The sequence below is a fragment of the Streptomyces sp. NBC_01498 genome (genome assembly GCF_036327775.1).
Classification (GTDB): Bacteria; Actinomycetota; Actinomycetes; order Streptomycetales; family Streptomycetaceae; genus Streptomyces.
The window spans coordinates 5,209,427-5,226,316 of record NZ_CP109598.1 but is presented as its reverse complement, the minus strand read 5'-3'; the positions used below and the strand labels follow the sequence as shown (position 1 = coordinate 5,226,316).

The following is a 16,890-nucleotide window of genomic DNA, read 5'->3' as shown; positions in this document are numbered from 1 at the left end:
CCCGCTGTTCCGAGATCCGGACCGAGGGTCGGCCCTCACCCGGACCGAAGGTCGAGCCCCGAATCGGACGCCTCACCCGGTCCGGAGCCTCACCCGGACAGGGGCCCGGCCCTCACCCGATCAAGGGCTCGGCCCTCACCGCAGCCGGGCCGCTCGGGCCGTCTCGAAGCGGTCCGCCCAGTACCGCGTCCGGTCGAGATACGCCGTCTCGGCCTCGGCCCCGGTCTTCCCGTACGCGCCCGAGAAGGTCTGGTAGCCGTGCCCGCCGGGCGGGTTGCTCGACGCCGGTTCGATCGAGCTGCCCTCGTGCCACTCGTTGAACGAGGTGACGGAGACCCAGGTGGGCGAGCCGCCGACGGCCGGGTCCAGGGCGTTGTTCCACTGCTTGTCGTACGCGGCGCCGTTGTCCCGCGCCACGGTGGGCGTGGTGTTGCCGGGTACGGCCCGGTCGTCGAGGTAGCCGGGCGCCACCGACGGCGCCCAGACCAGGTCGTTGGCCCGCGCGTAGTCCCCGGCGTTCTTCCAGCCGGGCGCGGTGGCGCCGGCGATGCCGTCGTAGGTGTAGAGGCCGTTGAAGTGCGCGATCTTCGAGGTGTCGGTGGTCTGGGCCAGGACGATGTTGCTGTCGGTCACCTGGTCCAGCGCCGACCAGTCGGCCACGTCGAGGCTCTGGAAGACGTAGAACGCGTTGCTGTTGTTGCGCGCCGCGTCCCGGAAGTACGCCGGGTGGTCGCCGTACCGCTCGTTGATGTAGGTGATGTCGTCCACCGTGGAGGCGCCGCTGCGACCGCTGTACGGCTCCAGGTGCCAGGCGACCTTGATGCCGTGGCGCTGGGCCGCGTCCATCACACCGTCGACCAGTCCGTCCTCGTAACTGCCCTGGCCCCACCAGCTGTAGACCAGCACATTGGCACCGGACTGCTTGATCCACTTCATGTGCTGTTCGACGGCGCCGGTGAAGTCACCGGAGTCGTAGGCGCCGAGCGACGGGTAGAGGTCGGCGCCGATGTCCTCGGGCGGGTTCTGGCCGCCCTGCTGCCAGTGCCGCCAGCTTCCGTTGATCTCGGGGCTGCCGTACCAGGGGTAGTAGAAGAGGTGCACGTTCGAGGAGCCGTCCGCCGCGGGCTCCCCGGTCTGGCCGGACAGGGTGAAGCGGTCGATGTCGAACAGCGCGCCCGCTCCCCCGGTGAAGCGGAGGAACAGCGCGCCCGACCCGGTGGCGGTCAGCGTCGTGGAGACCTCGGTGAAGGTGTCCCAGCCGCCGGTCGGCGCGATGTCGACCGCGCCGAGCAGGGTGCCGGTGGCCGAGCCGGAGCGGATCTCGACGGTGCCGCCCGCGCCCGCCGACGAGACGTCGGCGGTGAAGGTGGTCGCCCCGGCGGTGTCGACCTGGGCGTATCCGGCCCAGTCGCCGTTCTCGATGTGGCCGAGGGTCTGGCCGCCGCTGGCCGTGCCGTGGTTCGCGCGTTCCACGCCCGAACCGGAGGTGTACGCCTCGCCCTCAATGGCGGCCGGCCCCGGGCCCGGCTCGCCCGGGTCCTCGCCGCCGCCGTTCGGGGAGCAGTCGGCGTCGACCGCGCCGGCCGCGTACTGGATGCCGCCGAGCAGCACCTGCCGGAAGGCGGGGTCGGCGTACGACTCCTGGGTGTGGCCGAGCCCGGTGTAGAACGACCGGCCCTGGGCCTGCTCGTCGCACCAGGTGATGGGGTGGTCGTCGCCCATCTCACCACCGCTGTAGGTGGATTCGTCCAGGCTCTGGAGGACGTGCACGCTTCCGCGCGGGTTGGTGCGGTAGTTGTACCACTCGTCGGTCCGGGACCAGCTGGGGTCCAGGTGCGAGGTGGCCGGGTGGGACCGGTCCTCGTTGTCGAGGGTGGCCTGCTGGATGGCGGGGTGGCTCTTGAACCGGGCGCCGACCAGGCCCTCGTACTCCGGCCAGTCGTACTCGGTGTCGGCCGCCGCGTGCACGCCGACATAGCCGCCGCCCCCGTCGACGTACGACTTCAGCGCTGTCTGCTGCGCGTCGTTCAGCACGTCACCCGTGGTGCTGAGGAAGACCACCGCCTCGTAGTTCGCGAGGTTGGCCGTGGTGAAGGCGCCGCTGTCCTCGGTGGCGGTGACGGTGAACTCGTCGGCCGCGCCCAGGGATTGGATGGTCTGGATGCCGACCGGGATCGAATCGTGCCTGAATCCGGCTGTCTTGGAGAAGACGAGTACCTCGTACGGAGCGGCCTCGGGCGCCGCCTGTGCCGAGGCTCCGGTGGGCGCCAGGAGCGCCGCCCCGAGCGCGACGGTCACCGCGCACGACATGTGCCGTATGCGTCGGGCGATCTGATGTCTCATCACTCGGCTCCCCCGGACTTGGCCGTCTTGGCCGCCGCACCGGTGGTGAAGGTGAAGGCGTCCAGATCGAAGAGATTGCCCTGGCCCGTCGGGCCCTTGAAGACGAGGAACAACTCGGTGGTTCCGGCGGGCGCGTCGGAGATGTCCGCCGTCACGTCGACGAAGTTCTCCCAGCCGCCGGTCGGCGCGACGTCCAGCGAGCCGAGCAGGGTGCCGGTCGCGGAGCCCGCCCGTACTTCGAGGGTGCCGCCGACGCCGCCGGACGCGACGCGCGCCGAGACGCTGGTCGCGTTGTCCACCGCGTACGGCGTGAACGAGACCCAGTCGCCGTTGTCGGTGAAGCCGACCGTGCCACCGCCCTCGGCGTTGCCGTGGGCCGCGACCTCGATGCCGTTCTGGGCGGAGAAGTGCTCGCCCTGCCGGTGCCGGGGCTGGAGGACGCTGTCGCCGTGCGAGGTCAGACCGCCCGCGTCGGTGTACTCGGCGTCGAAGACCCCGTAGATGTTGGCGGCGGTGTCGTGCTCACCGTCGACGGGGACGTCGATGGTGCCGGTGCAGCCGTTCTTCGAGGTGATCTGGTGCCGGTGCTCGTCGTGGCCGAGCAGATACGTCACCTTGACCTTGGCGCAGTCGATCTCACCGTCCTCGGGGTCGCTGACGGTCACCTCGAACGGCACGCTGTCGCCCCAGGAGAACAGTTCCCCGTCGGTCGGTGTGGTCAGGGTGACGGTGGGCGCGGTGTTGCCCGCGGTCACCACGAGGCTGGCGGAGCCGGTGAGGCCCTCGGGGTCGGTGACGGTGAGGGTCGGCCGGTAGGTGCCGGCCTCGGTGTAGGTGTGGCTCGGGTTCGCGTCGGTGGATGTCGCGCCGTCGCCGAAGTCCCAGGCGTAGGTGAGCGCTCCGCCCTCGGGGTCGGCGCTTCCCGCGGCGGAGAAGGAGACCGCGAGCGGCGTCGGGCCGGACGTCTTGTCGGCGGCGGCCTTGGCGACCGGGCTGCGGTTGCTGCCGGCCAGATACTCGACGCGGTACAGGGCCTGGTTGTTGGATCCGGTGCCGTAGTCGAGGACGTACAGCGCGCCGTCGGGGCCGAACGCCTGGTCCATGACCTGCGTGCCGGTCCACGGGAACGCCTCGATGACGCCGGGCGAACCGTCGGACTTGACCTCGATGGCCTTGATCCACTTCCGGCCGTACTCGGCGGCGAAGAAGCGGCCGTTCAGGGACTCGGGGAACTTCACGTTCGAGTCGAGACCGGCGTCGTACCGGTAGACGGGACCGCCCATGGGCGACTCGGAGCCGCCGCCGAACTCGGGCGGGGAGCCGGCGTCGCCGCCGTACTTGATCCAGGCCGCCTTGGCCGGCGGAAGGGTGTCCAGGCCGGTGTTGTGGAGGGAGTTGTTGGTGGGCCCTGCCGCGCAGTCGTACTTACCGGTGGAGGGGCCGTCCGGGAAAGCCCATTCGCCGTAGGTCTCGGACGTGGTGTTGGTGCCGGTGCAGTACGGCCAGCCGAAGTTCCCGGCCTCGGTGACACGGTTGAACTCGACCTGGCCGCTGGGGCCCCGGTCCGCGCTGGTGCCGCCGGAGTCCGGACCGTAGTCACCGAGGTAGACGATGCCGGTGGCCTTGTCGACGGACATCCGGAACGGGTTGCGGAAGCCCATTCCGTAGATCTCGGGACGTGCGCCGGCCGTGCCCGGCGCGAAGAGGTTGCCGGACGGGACGGTGTAACCGCCGTCGGCCGTCGGCTTGATGCGCAGGAGCTTGCCGCGCAGGTCGTTGGTGTTGCCGGAGGAGCGCTGGGCGTCGAACTGCGGGTTGCGGTCGGCCCGTTCGTCGATCGGCGAGTAACCGGCCGACTCGAACGGGTTCGTGTCGTCGCCCGTGGTCAGGTACAGGTTGCCCTGCGCGTCGAAGTCGATGTCACCGCCGACGTGGCAGCACTGGCCACGGTCGTTGGGAACCTCCAGCACGACCTTCTCGCTCGCGAGATCGAGCGTGTTGTCGGCCTTCAGCGTGAAGCGCGAGAGGTTGAGATGCCCCTTCCACGCCTCGAAGTCGGCCGCGCCGCCGGTCACCGGGGCGTCACCGGCCGGGGTGTCCAGCGCGGGCGAGTAGTACAGGTACAGATACCGGTTGGTCGAGAAGTCCGGGTCGGCCGCGACTCCCTGGAGACCTTCCTCGTCGTGTGTGTACACGTCGAGCTTGCCGGCCGTCTTCGTGTTGCCGGCGGCGTCCGTGACGCGGAGCGTGCCGTCGCGCGACGTGTGGACGACCGAGCGGTCGGGCAGCACGGCCAGCGACATGGCCTCGCCCAACTCGGAACCGCCGAGCGCGAGTTGCACCTGCTGATAGTCCGATGCCGGGATCTCCGCCGCGTGCTCGGGGTGACCGGGGTGGGCGACGGCGGCGGGGGCGGCGGTGATGCCTGCCGAGAGGACGAGGGCGAGCGCCGCGAAGACTCTGGACCACGCGGGTGGGCGTCGTCGGGACATGGGTGTTCCTTCCTGACCAGAGGTGGGGTGTGTCAGGCAAGGCGCGCGCCGTCGCGCTTTGCTGCTGGACGGATAGCGGTGTTGCTGGTGATGGCACGTGGGGTGCGCGGGACAGACGGGGTCTGTGGGAGAGGGGTACGGGGTGACGCGGGACGTACGCGGGGGGATGGGGGGCGTTCGCCCGGACGCCGTGTCCACGGGCCGGGCGATTTGCATGCTGGCAACGCCGAATTAATTTGTCAAGGTCGTGTCAAAATAGATCTCGACCCTCCCCGCGACCGCCCACGCGCGCGCGGGGGGCCGAACGTGCCCCGCGTAGACCGCCCTTGGCCTGCCCCGTTGCCGAGACGATCTTGCGGCCCCGGACACCGGCAACTGCCCACCTTTCGGACAGTGTTGTGTTACTGAACAAATTCTCCGAGGTTACGGCCGACGCGGGCGTGAGGCACGGCCGACCGGCCGGGCCCACCCGTCCGCCCCGGTCCGGCCCACGGCCCCGCCGCCCCGCCCGGCCCGGTGCCCCCGCCGCCTCGCCCGACGCCCCGGCCGCCCCGCCCGTCTCAGCTCAGCAGTTCGCGCAGCGAGACCACCGTGCGCGCGATGAACGCGTCACGGGTCGTCTCGTCCAGCAACCCCAGCGACAGGAACGGATTCAGGTCCTCCAGCTCCACCAGCAGCAGTTCACCGTCCGGCGCACGGCACGCGTCGACGCGCTGGATGCCGTGGTCGAGGGTGTTCCAGTCGATGAACTTCCGCGCGAAGTCGAGATCCACGGCCCTGGCCTCGTACGGCACGAGCTCCCACCGCCGGTCCGGGTCGGGCGCGTGGAGCGCGTACTGGAAGTCGTGGTCGACGAAGTAGAAGGACACCTCGTACAGGAAGGGGATCCGCGGCTGCACGAGCATGTCCCGCAGACCGCCGGCCACCTCGCCGAGCCGGTCGCGCGGCACCAGGCGCATGCCGATGGAGTCCGCGCCGTCCTTCGGCTTGATCACGTACTCGTCGGCGTCCGGCAGCCGGCCGAGGTCCTCGGCCCGGTCCACGGTGGGGATGACGGGCAGTCCCGCCGCGCTCAACTCCACCAGATACTGCTTGCCCGCCATGTCGCCGCGCCCGTGCAGCGGGTTGTAGACGCGTACGCCGTCGGCCAGCGCCCGCTCGCGGAAGGCGTCGTAGCGCTCCCGGTAGTGGATCACCGGTCCGCTGTTGCGTATGACGACCGCGTCGAAGTCGCCCATGAGGCGGGCGGCGTCGGCCGGGTGGCACAGGGCGACGGTGAAGTCCCGCCGCAGCCGGGCGGAGACCAGGATGTCCTCGTCGCAGTAGCGGCGGCCCCGGGCCTCGTAGGCGAGGTCGGTGACGTAGAGGATGCGGGGCGGTACGGCTGCGGCGGACATGGCGCTCCTGAGTCTTACGGATGTGTCCGCAGGTTACGCCGGGTGCGCGGGCGGCCGACGGGCCGGTCCGGCAGTGCCTCCACGGCGCTCCGACGGCGCCCCGACGGTGCCTGGACCGTGTCACAGAGTCACGACCGTCACCTCCGTCGCCTTCACGCTCGTCCACACCGGTACCCCCTCGGCGAGCCCGAGTTCGGCGGCGGCGCCCGGGGTGATCTCGGCGACGAGGTCCGGGGCCCGCTCCGAGGTGATCAGCACCCGGAGCCGGCCGCCGCTGGAGGTGATCTCGCGTACGGTGCCGGGCCAGACGTTACGGGGGCTGCCGCCCGGCCGGTCGCGGTGCACGGACACGGCCTCCGGCGCGACGGTCGCCAGCGCGCGGGTGCCCGGCGGCAGCGGGTCCGCGACGATCAGCGTGCCGCCGCCGGTGAGGGCGAGCCCGTCGGCGGTCGCGGTCCCGGGCCAGGCGTTGCGGCCGAGCATCCGGGCCACCCACGGCGAGCGGGGATGGCGGGCGACCTCGGCGGGCGGCGCGTCCTGCACGACCCGGCCCTCGTCCAGCACCAGCACGCGGTCCGCCAACGACACCGCCTCCACCGGGTCATGAGTGACCATCAGACAGACACCGCCGAAGCCTTCGAGATGGCCGCGCAGGGTGTGCCGTACGCGGACACGGGTCGTCTGGTCGAGCGCGGCCAGTGGTTCGTCGAGCAGCAGCAGCCGGGGACGGGTCGCCAACGCCCGTGCCAGTGCGACGCGTTGGGCCTGCCCGCCGGAGACCTGGGCGGGCTTGCGGTGGGCGAGCCCGCCCACCCCGAGCCGGTCGAGCCAGAGTTGGGCGGTGCGGCGGGCCTCGGCGCGGCCGACGCCCTGGGCGCGGAGCCCGTACGCCGTGTTGCCCAGGGCGCTGAGGTGCGGGAAGAGCGCGCCGTCCTGGGGCACCCAGGCGACGCCCCGGCGGTGCGGCGGGAGCGCGGTGACGTCGACGGCGCCGAGGCGCAGGGCGGCGTGCGCGCGGGGGGTCAGTCCGAGGAGGGCACGCAGGAGGGTGGTCTTGCCGGCGCCGTTGGGGCCGACGACGGCGATGGTGGTGCCGGGTTCGGCGTCGAGCGTGAGGTGGGTGAATCCGGTGACGTCGGCGTGCAGCGAGCAGAGTTCGCGGGCGGTGGGCGGGAGCGTGTCCGCCGCCTCCCCGGGCGGATTCTCGTCGTCCTTCGGCGGCACGGCGGGTTTCCCGGACCCGGGGGCGGGGCGCGGGGTGCCGGTCCAGCGCCCGCGCAGCGCGATCAGCACGGCCATGGCGATGAACAGGAGCAGCAGGGAGACCGAGGTCGCCGCCTCCGGTGAGCTCTGGAGCAGCAGATACACCTGGAGTGGCAGCGTCTGCGTGGTGCCGGGCAGATTGCCCGCGAAGGTGATCGTCGCACCGAACTCGCCGAGCGCCCGCGCCCAGGTCAGCGCGGCCCCGGCGACCAGTCCGGGGGCGACCATCGGCAGGGTGACGGTGGCGAACACCCGTACCGGCGAGGCGCCGAGGGAGGCGGCGGTCTCCTCGTAACGGGGGCGCAGTCCGCCCAGCGCCCCTTCGAGGCTGATGACGAGGAACGGCATCGCGACGAAGGTGGCCGCCACCACCGCGCCCGACGTGTGGAACGGCAGGGTGATGCCGAACGTGTCCTCCATCCAGGGTCCGAGCAGTCCGCGCCGCCCGAACGCGAGCAGCAGCGCGACCCCGCCGACCGTGGGCGGCAGCACCATCGGCAGCAGCACCAGGGACCGGACGAACGCCTTGCCGGGGAAGTCGACCCGTGCCAGCAGCCAGGCGAGCGGCACCCCGAGGACCAGGGAGAGGGCGAGCGCCCAGAAGGAGACGAGGAGGGAGAGTTCCAGTGCCTCCACGGTCGCGGGGCTGGTCAGATGCGTACCGACCTCGCCCCAGGAGGTGCGGGCGAGGATCCCGACGAGCGGCAGCAGCAGGAACGCGACGGCGAGCAGCGCGGGGACGGCGAGCGTGACGGGGGTACGGGTGCGGCCCGGGGCCCGGCGGGTGGGACGGCGGCGGATCATCGGGCTCCTGCGGACGGGGGCCGGGCGCGGGGACGGCGGGTGGGAGCGCGGGTGGGAGCGCGGGTGGGGGCGGCGGGTGGGGGCGGAGGTGTCCGCCCCGGATGATCTCTCCCCGCGCGCGGGCGGACAGTCCGGCCCGGCGGGTGTGCTCCGCCGGGCCGAACCAGCGTTCCCCGCGCGCGGGGAGGGTGTGCGTCTCGTCGTCGATGCTCCTGCGCACCGGTACGCCGTTCCCCGCGCGCGGGGAGGGTGTTACGGCTGCTGGAAGCCCGCGTCCTGGAGGATCTTCTGCGCCTCGGGGGTGCTGAGCCAGGCCACGAACGCCGCCGCCGCGTCGCCGTAGCGGGACGAGGTGAGGGTGGCGGCCGGGTATTCGGCGACGGCGTTCTGCGCGTCGGGGATCTCGATCGCGTCGACCTTGTCGGTGGCGGTGGCGGCGTCCGTCGCGTACACGATCCCGGCGTCCGCCTCGCCGAGTTCGACCTTGCTGAGGACGGCGCGGACGTTGGGCTCCTCCGAGACCGGCTTCACCTTGATCTTCTGCGCGTCGAGGACCTGCTCGCTGTAGCGGCCGACCGGGACCTCGGGCGCGGCGAGGACGACCTTCAGCTTGGTGTCGGCGAGGTCCTTGAGGTTCTCGATCTTCTCCGGGTTGCCCTCGCCGGTGGCGATGACGAGCCGGTTCTTGGCGATGACGGTGGGAGTCCCGGTCTCGCCCTTCAGGCCGTCCATGGTCTTGGTGTCGGCGGTGACCAGCGCGTCGGCGGGGGCGCCCTGCTGGACCTGTGCGGCGAGTTCCTGCGAGCCGGCGAAGGAGAACGTGACCTTGGTGCCGGGGTTCTTCTTCTCGTACGCGGCACCGGCCGTGGCGAAGACGTCGGTGAGCGACGACGCGGCGAGCACGGTCAGGTTGGACTTGGGGGTGCCGCTCAGGGACGCGGTCGGCTTGGCGCCGTCGCCGTCGCTGTCACCGCCGCCGCACGCGGTGAGCGGGACGAGCAGGGCCCCGGCCAGTGCGGTGGCGGCGGCGCGCCGGACGGCGGTGCTGAAGGTGAAGGACATAAGGGTGAGAACTCCCTGGATGCCGGATCCGAAAGCGTGATCCGGAAGACTGATGGGGCTCTGGCAGATTGACGGGGGCCGACCGGGTCGTACGCGACCGGCCCGTGTCGTACGTGACGGGTCCAGGTCGGACACGGTCGGCGGGTCGGACGCGGTCGGCGGGTCCGACGCCGGCGGCCGGTCAGACACGGTCGATGTGCACGCTGGTCGACTTCACGCGGGCGGTGGCCCGCATCCCGACCTCAAGGCCCAGCTCCTCCACGGCCTCCCTGGTCAGGAGCGAGACGAGCCGGTGCGGGCCGGCCTGGATCTCCACCTGGGCCGCGACGTCGCCGAGCTTGACGGCGGTGACGATGCCCGGGAAGGCGTTGCGGGCGGAGCTGTACGGGGTCTCCTCCTCGGCGCCGTTGCCGCTCTGGCCGACCTCGATCGAGAACGCGGCGAGGTCCCGGCCGTCGACGAGCCGGCGCCCGCCCTCGTCGCGATGGGTGGCGACCCGCCCGGCGTCGGCCCAGCGGCGAGCGGTGTCGACACTGACGCCGAGCAGGCGTGCCGCCTGACCGATTGTGTAGGACTGCATGCGCGGAAAGATAGGCCGTCGACCTCGCATGTGCAAGGTTTGAGCTGAATATCCATGGCATATGCGTGTCGTTTTGGAGGAACCCCCAGGACGCAGGCGGGTCATACGGGGACGTGACACGTGCCGACCCAGACGCTGGTGACGGCGCTGATGTAACGGGCACCGCAGCAGTCGGTCGGCACCACCAGCTGACTGCCCATCAGGTCCAGTGGGGCGCCGTCGAGCGTGGTGGCGAGCAGGGCGGGCACCGCGCCGAAGTCGGGGTCGATCTCGCCCCAGGACAGCACCGTGTGATGCCCGTCCCCGCCGGTGACCGACAGCAGGAAACGGGAGCGGTCGCGGCGGCGCCGCACGTCGAACTCCGGCCGCGCGTCGGTGACGACTTCGCGCAACAGGGGCCCCTGGAAGGTGTGGTGACGCGGTCCGGAGTTCGCGCAGTCGAAGACCACGTCCGCACGGTGCTGCCGCCAGCCCCGGCGCAGATCTGCGACGGTCAGCGTCGCGGGCCGCCCCAGCTCACCACGCAGGGCGAAGGTCCCCGCCCGTACGGGCGGAGGACCGCTGGGTGGCAGACCGCCGGGCAAAGGACCACCGGACGGAGGACCGCCGGGCGGTGTTCGGAGTCGGCCCATCGGATCTCCCCCTCCGCGCGACACGGCCGCGACGGCCGCGAAGGGGTGATGCCCACCGGAAGGCCCGCAGAACCGCGTACGTGCGAGGTGGGCGGCTTCTTTTCCTCGCTTTTGCGGTACGGGTGCCAACCACCCTGCTGATGCAGGGAGTTGACGGACACGGCCGGGGCCCGAGCGTCCGGATCGGGTAGCGTCCTGGTCATGACGACTGCCACGACCAGGACCGTCGAGGACGTCCGCGTCGGAGCTCTCCTGCGTGGCTGGCGCACGCTGCGGCGGGTCACCCAGCTCGAACTGGCCCTGAGAGCCGACAGTTCCGCCCGGCACATCAGCTTCATCGAGACGGGCAGGGCCGTACCGAGCAGGGCGATGGTGCTGCGGCTGGCCGAGCGGCTCGACATTCCCGTGCGGGACCGCAACACGCTGCTGCTGGCGGCCGGTTACGCCCCCACCTACCCGGAGACCTCACTGACCTCTCCGGCGATGGCTCAACTCCGCTCGGAACTTGAGCGGTTGCTGACCGCGTACGAACCGCACCCCGCCCTGGTGATGGACGGGACGTACGACGTGGTGACCGCCAACAAGGGCGTGCTGACGCTGCTCGACGGGGTGGCCGCCCATCTGCTGGAGCCGCCCATGAACGCGATGCGCCTGACGCTGCACCCGGAGGGTCTGGCCCCGCGCATCCGCAATCTGCCCGAGTGGCGGGCCCACTTGCTGGAGCGGATGGAGCGGCAGGTCGCACTGCGTTCGTCGGACGCGCTGCGCCGCCTGTACGAGGAGGTGTCCGGCTATCCGGCCGATACCGGAGAACACGGGGAGGACCAGGGTCCGGCCGCCCACCCGTACGCGCTTCCGCTCCGTATCGAGGTGGGCGGCCGGGTGCTCTCGTTCATCTCGACGGCCACCACGTTCAACACACCGATGGATGTGACCGTCTCCGAGCTGGCGGTCGAGACGTTCCTCCCCGCCGACCCGGAGACGGCCGCCGCCCTGCACGCCCTGCGGTGAACCGGCGAGCGAACCGGGGAGTCGTCAGACCCCGGGCACACGGTCCAGGAAGCCCGCGACGCCGCTGATGCGGCCGTCCTCGGCGAGCGTGATCACGTCGAACCCGGCGGCGGGGGACGAGCCGTCGGCCGTGGAGACCAGGTCCCAGGTGAAGCGCACCAGGTTGTGATGCCCGTCGGGCGTCCCGGTGAGCGTGAACTTGAAGCCCGGGAACTGCTGATGGGCACCCGTGATCGCCGCCACGATCCCGTCATGACCCGCCACATCGGCCAGCGGGTCGGTGAAGGTGCCGTCCTCGGTGAAGGCGGCGGCGACGGCCTTGGCCACCTCCCCGGGGGTGGCGGCGTTCCAGGCGGCGAAGTAGCGCTCGACGGCTTCCTCGTACATGGTCACAACAGTGTCCTCTCGTCCCTACCGACGCACCCAACGGCGCACGACCGACCTGCGGGGCAGGGCGTCCGGCCCCACGGGGGCCGCTGTCCTGCCCGCGTACCGCAGCGTGCCGCAGCCGTGGCGGACGGTCGATTACCGCTGAGGTAATGGCGGGTCCGGCACGTCCGAAGTCACCGCACGGCGAGGGGACTTCAACCGGGCCGGGCCCCAATGGCCCAGGTCCCGGCCGACGCGGGCGGGCCCGGCGCGTCGCCGTGGTCGGTGCCGTCCCCGATGACCGGGCTCCCCCGCACGTCCGCAGATGCGACCGTCGACGTTGCGCAGCCCCGTGGCGCCACGCGCCGACGGGTCGCAGGAGAGCCGGCGCAGCGACGAGCGCTGCTGGAGGCGGCCACTCGGAGATCCTGAAGTCCGTACACCGTGTCTGAAGGCGGCATCTCCATCGACCGATCCGCAACCGCCCGGAGTCCCTGGTCGCACCTTCACCGACACGTGATGGTGCGCGACGCCGGGGACGGCGAGAACTGCCGGGCCACTCGACTACAGCCAGTATCTGATCAACCGGCTGCTGGGACCGTGGGTTCGGGCTCCTCCGGGTCCGTGGTCTGTTCGTCTTGAGGGCGGAAGGCGATGAGCGCGAGACCGTCGAAGTCGAAAGGAATGCGGCGGCGGTCGCCGGCGGTGTGCAGGGTGAAGCCCTGTTCGTTGGCTTCGGGATGGAGGAGGACGGCGGCGCCGGGCCCGATGGATGCGGCGACGACGGCCCACAGTTCGTTGCGGACGCGGGCGGAGAGCGTCCCGACGTAGAGGCCGGGAGTGGGTTCGATCATCCAGCGGGTGAGGGCGCCGCGTACGTGATCGGGGACAGCGGTGGTGGCGAGGACGGTCATCGTCGGCATGGAAGCCCCGGGGGTTCGGTGAGGTGTCCGGCGGGGTTACGGAACATCGGGGGCCTCCTGCGGGGCGTAGTTGACGCCCGCCGGTACCGAGCCGGATTTCGGGTCCCAGAGGTTGACCATCTCCACGGCTTCGCCGTCGGTGTGCCCATCGGCGACGTGTTCCGTTTCGCCGGGGGCGAGGAGTGTCTGGACGTCGGTGACGATGCGAGGGAGAAGTTTGAAGAGGCGGAGCTGTTCCCGAAAGCTGCGGCGGGCGGCTGCTTCGGGGTTGGGGGAATCGTGGAGGGAGAAGGCGAGGGGGACGGTGAGTTCGGCTTTGTAGAGGTCGGCGATGTCGTAGACGAAGGCGAGTTGGGTCCCTTGGTGGACGAAGCCGAGGGCCGGCGAGCAGCCGAGAGCGACCAGGGCCGAGTGCACGATTCCGTACAGGCACGAACTGGCGGAGGACAGGGCGAGGTTGACGGGGTCCTGGGTGTCCCAGGAGTCGGGTTCGTAGGAGCGCCGGAAGCGGCCGATGCGGTGCTGCTGGGCGAGGAGTTTGTACAGCGCTTTCATGCGCTGGCCCTCCATGCCGCGTAACTGCTCCAGGGTGGTGGCCGCGGGGACGCCGATCTGGAAGCGGGACGTGTACATCTGGCGTGCGACCGCGAGTCTGCGGTCGGGATCGGTCCACTGGTGGACCTGGCGTTCGAGCCAGCGGGTGGTGAGGGAGGCGGGGACCGTGCCGGAGTAGCAGCGGACACCGCCGGAGCCGGTGCAGACCACGGTGGTGCCGTGGCGGGCGAAGGTGGCGAGCGCGGGCTGGGTGATGGAGGTGCCCGGGCCCAGCAACACGCAGCTCAGTGACGCGGTGGGCAGGTGGACGCGGGTGATGTCGCCGTCTTCGCCGGTGGTTTCGGCGCAGACGCCGGTGTCGTCCTGGACGATACGGACGATGTCGGCGTAGAGGAAGGAGAGCGAGTCACCGACCCGGGGCAGCATCGCCAGGGTGGGTGAGGCGACGCGGCGGCGGGCGGAACTCTGCGTGTGGGGGCGGCGGTTGGCAGCCATGGCGGGTGTCAGGCTCCTGGGTGGGCGGGCGCGAGGCTGAGCAGGCCGCAGCCGTAGGACTTGCTGCGTCCGATGCCGTTCAGAAGTGCGGAGCGCAGGGCGGCGGGGTCGGTCACCTGGGCGGTGCCTTCGAAGAGGGTGACCGCTCGGTCGATGCGGCGGTTGGCACGCGGGGTGGCACCGGCGACGGATTTCGGGTCGGTAGTCGTCGGTGGGGCGGGTGCCGGGAGCACCGTTTTCGGGTTGGTGGCGTGCCAGGTGGTGGCGGTGTCGGTGGACCTGGACACCAGGGTGTGCGGGGCGAGGCCGGAGGCGGTCGCCCGGTCGATCCACCACTGGTCGGCTTCCGGTCCGTGCAGCGGGATGGCCTGTTTCCAGCGGCCGGCGGTGCTGTTGGGGCCGCAGCGGCGTACCGCGTTGGCGGCGAGCCGGTAGCGGAGGAGCAGGCTCGGGCGCAGCGCGGCGAGCAGCGTGTCCATGGGGCGACTCTCGACGCGGGCGTAGCCGTGGGGGAGCCGGCCGGTCGAGGGGGGTGTGCGGGTCTGGACCAGGAGGACCGGGTCGCCCGTTCCGTCGGTCTCCAGCCGGAAGAGGAGTCCGGCCCGGGCCCGGGGAGTATCGCCGAGGTCGTCCGGGACGAGGTTCATGACGGTGCGGTGCAGGTCGGTGATGTTGCGCAGGTCGCGCTGGACGGCGCGGCTGCGGGGGTTGAGGAGTAGTCGGGTCAGCCAGGCTTGTCCGGTCGCCGGACCGGCGGTGGCTGTCGCGGCGCTCTCCGTCGTGGGATCGGTGTCGGTGGAGTTCACGACGTGGCTCCTTGCGGGTGCAGATGGTCGGCGATGGCGTTGAGGTAGGCGATGCCGTATCCGGAGCAGAGGGTCACGGGCAAGGGCCGGGTGGTGCTGTACGCGGGGCGTGCGCGGTGGACGCGGTCGCGGGCGGTGAGGCGAACCGGTTCGTCGTTGAGCATGGTCACGGTGACCGGCGCCGGAGGGCCCTGCGGGCACGCGGGATCCGCGGGATCCATACGGTCAGGGAGGGGCTGATCGCTGATGAAGCGGACGTCGACCGTGCCGGACAGCGGCGGAATGCGGGGGGCACGTCGTGCCAGCGGAAAGCGGCTCAACTCGGCGGCCGGGTCGTCAAAACCGGTGCCGAGCAGCAGCAGGGCGCCCGGCGGGCAGGAGCGGCGACCCAGGTGGAGCGGCCGGCACGGCGCGGCCACGGCGTCGGAGCAGAGCCGGGCGAGGTCTGCGTCGGTGAAGTCGGCCGCGACGGTGAAAGCGGCGTCGGAGAGGTAGTGGCGGGTGGAGACGATGGTTGCCGCGTCCACGCCGCGCCGGGCGCCCTTCGCGGTGGGTACGGTCCGGTGGTGGGGGTAGCCGCCCCCAACCGTGTGGAAGTCGCTCATGACGGTGCCTGGGCGGTCCACCCGTACGGTGAACCGAACCTCGGTCAACCGGGCGAACAATGTCGTGCGGTCTTGCCCGTCGGCGACAGCCTGGGCCCGGGGAATGCCGAGGGCGGAGGCGAGCAGGCCGATCAGTCCGGAGCGGGTCGGGTGGGTGGCGGTGTCCCGATGGGTGAAGGCGCTGTGCTCACCCCAGGACTGCATAGGCGCGGAGAGGTGGAGGAGGAACCCGGTCACGCGCCGGCCGCCTTGGCGGTGGGGTAGGCGATATCGACCGCGCCGGCGATCAGTTCGGGATAGGAGGCGGCCATGGTGCCGAGCCCCGGCAGATGCTTCTCGTCCAGGCCGGCGTGGGCGGCGTACGGAAGTTCCTCGGTGCCCAACAGCCGGTTGATGCGGGCGGCGTACTCGCTCAAGGCCAGTCGGGACGGCAGTCCCCAGCCGTGCTCCCTGGCCCGTACGGGCTCCTCGAACGCGGCGGCCAGGGAGAGCGGCCGGTCGGGCCGCACCGCGACATGGACCAGGTCCGGGTGGGTGTGCGGGGCGGTGGAGGTCTTCTTCGCACCGGGCACGGTGCCGAGGAACGCGGTGGCGAAGGCGGTGGTGAGGTCGCGCAGGGTGCCCACGTCCCGGAGGTACGCGTTGTCGGACGGGGCCAGCGGTGTGGTGGGGCGGTCCTGCGGGCCTTTCAGGGAGGCCACGTTCGACGCGAGATCACGCAGGTCGAGGGTGGCGTAGCGGTAGAAAACACCGGTGCTGAACTCGCCGGTGTTCATATGGGCGCTGCCCGCGTCCTCCGCCCACTGGTTGACGTCGTCCACGGCGGTGAAGAAGTCCGTCTGTACGGAGGTGGCGTGCGTGGTGAAGGCGTGCGCCACCTGTACCGCGCCGTCGACACCTGCCTGGGGAATCTCCGCGAGCATCCGCCCGAACAGGGCGATGGACCCGTTGCGGGAACGCAGGACGTCGTGGACGGCGTCCTTGGGCAGCAACGGTTTGGTGGCGGCGGCCTTGCCCAGGGCCTTGGCCAGCGCCTGCCGGTGCTCCTCGGCGATGTCCGCGAGAGCGGACGCGGCACTGTCGGGCAGGAACAGGAGGGACGCCGTGGTGCGGTCGCCCTTCTCCAGGGCGAGCTTGGTCTCGGCCGAGCGGATCACCTGCGCACCCGCCAGAGCGGCCAGATCCTCCGGCCAGCCCCGGCTTACCAGCTCCCGGAAGACTTGCTCGGGAAGCCGACGGGTACGCAGTGCCTTCTCCCCGATGGCCTCCTCCACCGCCAGGCGCACCGGACGCTTCCACGCCTGGCTGGACACACGCGTACGAGTGGTACCGCCGAACGTCAGGGACTTTGGAGAACCAAGATCATCTCGGTTGACGTTGTTGTACGGGAGGGTCTGGACGACGTGCAGGTCCAGGAAGCGGGGCGCCGATGTGACGGCGGGTGCGATGGGCATCACGGAAATCTCTCTGATGGGCGTGGGAAAGAAGGACGGGCACGGGGCAGGCACGGGTGAATGAGGTGACGGGCCCGCAAGCGGGGAAAAAGCAGGGGC

14 protein-coding genes are annotated in these 16,890 nt (G+C 71.3%); 1 reads left to right on the top strand and 13 read right to left on the bottom strand.

Annotated elements, in window-relative coordinates:
• Positions 1 to 135: 135 nt before the first annotated feature.
• The 7 genes from OG875_RS22345 to OG875_RS22315 all read right to left on the bottom strand — a co-directional run bounded on the left by OG875_RS22345 (position 136) and on the right by OG875_RS22315 (position 10,573).
• Complete coding sequence (locus tag OG875_RS22345) at positions 136 to 2,343, bottom strand: ThuA domain-containing protein (protein WP_330175999.1); 2,208 nt, start codon at positions 2,341 to 2,343, stop codon at positions 136 to 138.
• Positions 2,343 to 4,835 (bottom strand): PQQ-dependent sugar dehydrogenase, encoded by a 2,493-nt coding sequence (locus tag OG875_RS22340; protein ID WP_330175998.1) that lies wholly within the window; start codon positions 4,833 to 4,835, stop codon positions 2,343 to 2,345. Before OG875_RS22340 ends, OG875_RS22345 begins: the two co-directional genes overlap by 1 nt.
• A 560-nt stretch (positions 4,836 to 5,395) precedes the next feature.
• Positions 5,396 to 6,232, bottom strand: a complete 837-nt coding sequence (locus tag OG875_RS22335) for a hypothetical protein (protein WP_330175997.1) — start codon at positions 6,230 to 6,232, stop codon at positions 5,396 to 5,398.
• Positions 6,233 to 6,352: 120 nt separating this feature from the next.
• Positions 6,353 to 8,299, bottom strand: a complete 1,947-nt coding sequence (locus OG875_RS22330) for an ABC transporter permease (RefSeq protein WP_330175996.1) — start codon at positions 8,297 to 8,299, stop codon at positions 6,353 to 6,355.
• A 252-nt stretch (positions 8,300 to 8,551) separates the two neighbouring features.
• A complete protein-coding gene (modA, locus tag OG875_RS22325) occupies positions 8,552 to 9,361 on the bottom strand; it encodes a molybdate ABC transporter substrate-binding protein (protein WP_330175995.1) in 810 nt (269 codons plus the stop codon).
• A gap of 181 nt (positions 9,362 to 9,542) precedes the next feature.
• Entirely contained in the window at positions 9,543 to 9,941 is a 399-nt protein-coding gene (locus OG875_RS22320; protein WP_330175994.1) for a TOBE domain-containing protein, read from the bottom strand.
• A 101-nt stretch (positions 9,942 to 10,042) separates the two neighbouring features.
• Positions 10,043 to 10,573, bottom strand: coding sequence for a molybdopterin-dependent oxidoreductase (locus tag OG875_RS22315; RefSeq protein ID WP_443079172.1), 531 nt, complete (start codon positions 10,571 to 10,573; stop codon positions 10,043 to 10,045).
• 201 nt (positions 10,574 to 10,774) lie between these two features.
• Here OG875_RS22315 and OG875_RS22310 point away from each other — a divergent pair, with 201 nt between their 5' ends.
• Positions 10,775 to 11,584: a helix-turn-helix domain-containing protein gene (locus OG875_RS22310; protein ID WP_330175992.1), complete on the top strand. Its 810-nt coding sequence runs from the start codon at positions 10,775 to 10,777 to the stop codon at positions 11,582 to 11,584.
• 24 nt (positions 11,585 to 11,608) lie between these two features.
• Here the strand turns inward: OG875_RS22310 and OG875_RS22305 are convergent, their stop codons facing one another.
• From OG875_RS22305 to cas7e, 6 genes are all read right to left on the bottom strand, one after another.
• Positions 11,609 to 11,971: a nuclear transport factor 2 family protein gene (locus tag OG875_RS22305; protein WP_443079171.1), complete on the bottom strand. Its 363-nt coding sequence runs from the start codon at positions 11,969 to 11,971 to the stop codon at positions 11,609 to 11,611.
• Positions 11,972 to 12,534: 563 nt separating this feature from the next.
• Entirely contained in the window at positions 12,535 to 12,876 is a 342-nt protein-coding gene (gene cas2e, locus OG875_RS22300; RefSeq protein ID WP_330175990.1) for a type I-E CRISPR-associated endoribonuclease Cas2e, read from the bottom strand.
• A 36-nt stretch (positions 12,877 to 12,912) separates the two neighbouring features.
• A complete protein-coding gene (gene cas1e / locus OG875_RS22295; protein WP_330175989.1) occupies positions 12,913 to 13,926 on the bottom strand; it encodes a type I-E CRISPR-associated endonuclease Cas1e in 1,014 nt (337 codons plus the stop codon).
• A gap of 8 nt (positions 13,927 to 13,934) precedes the next feature.
• The gene (locus OG875_RS22290; protein WP_330175988.1) at positions 13,935 to 14,732 is read right to left on the bottom strand and encodes a type I-E CRISPR-associated protein Cas6/Cse3/CasE; all 798 of its coding nucleotides are present in this window, start codon (positions 14,730 to 14,732) and stop codon (positions 13,935 to 13,937) included.
• A complete protein-coding gene (gene cas5e / locus OG875_RS22285; protein WP_330175987.1) occupies positions 14,729 to 15,574 on the bottom strand; it encodes a type I-E CRISPR-associated protein Cas5/CasD in 846 nt (281 codons plus the stop codon). Before cas5e ends, OG875_RS22290 begins: the two co-directional genes overlap by 4 nt.
• Positions 15,571 to 16,791, bottom strand: a complete 1,221-nt coding sequence (gene cas7e / locus OG875_RS22280) for a type I-E CRISPR-associated protein Cas7/Cse4/CasC (RefSeq protein WP_330175986.1) — start codon at positions 16,789 to 16,791, stop codon at positions 15,571 to 15,573. The genes cas5e and cas7e overlap by 4 nt, the downstream gene beginning before the upstream one ends.
• Positions 16,792 to 16,890 lie beyond the last annotated feature (99 nt).

What these genes read in the sequence shown, in the direction of transcription:
- OG875_RS22345 (WP_330175999.1), bottom strand. Translation starts at nt 2,343, where the DNA reads ATGAGACATCAGATCGCCCGACGCATACGGCACATGTCGTGCGCGGTG.
- OG875_RS22340 (WP_330175998.1), bottom strand. Translation starts at nt 4,835, where the DNA reads ATGTCCCGACGACGCCCACCCGCGTGGTCCAGAGTCTTCGCGGCGCTC.
- OG875_RS22335 (WP_330175997.1), bottom strand. Translation starts at nt 6,232, where the DNA reads ATGTCCGCCGCAGCCGTACCGCCCCGCATCCTCTACGTCACCGACCTC.
- OG875_RS22330 (WP_330175996.1), bottom strand. Translation starts at nt 8,299, where the DNA reads ATGATCCGCCGCCGTCCCACCCGCCGGGCCCCGGGCCGCACCCGTACC.
- modA (WP_330175995.1), bottom strand. Translation starts at nt 9,361, where the DNA reads ATGTCCTTCACCTTCAGCACCGCCGTCCGGCGCGCCGCCGCCACCGCA.
- OG875_RS22320 (WP_330175994.1), bottom strand. Translation starts at nt 9,941, where the DNA reads ATGCAGTCCTACACAATCGGTCAGGCGGCACGCCTGCTCGGCGTCAGT.
- OG875_RS22315 (WP_443079172.1), bottom strand. Translation starts at nt 10,573, where the DNA reads ATGGGCCGACTCCGAACACCGCCCGGCGGTCCTCCGTCCGGTGGTCCT.
- OG875_RS22310 (WP_330175992.1), top strand. Translation starts at nt 10,775, where the DNA reads ATGACGACTGCCACGACCAGGACCGTCGAGGACGTCCGCGTCGGAGCT.
- OG875_RS22305 (WP_443079171.1), bottom strand. Translation starts at nt 11,971, where the DNA reads ATGTACGAGGAAGCCGTCGAGCGCTACTTCGCCGCCTGGAACGCCGCC.
- cas2e (WP_330175990.1), bottom strand. Translation starts at nt 12,876, where the DNA reads ATGCCGACGATGACCGTCCTCGCCACCACCGCTGTCCCCGATCACGTA.
- cas1e (WP_330175989.1), bottom strand. Translation starts at nt 13,926, where the DNA reads ATGGCTGCCAACCGCCGCCCCCACACGCAGAGTTCCGCCCGCCGCCGC.
- cas7e (WP_330175986.1), bottom strand. Translation starts at nt 16,791, where the DNA reads ATGCCCATCGCACCCGCCGTCACATCGGCGCCCCGCTTCCTGGACCTG.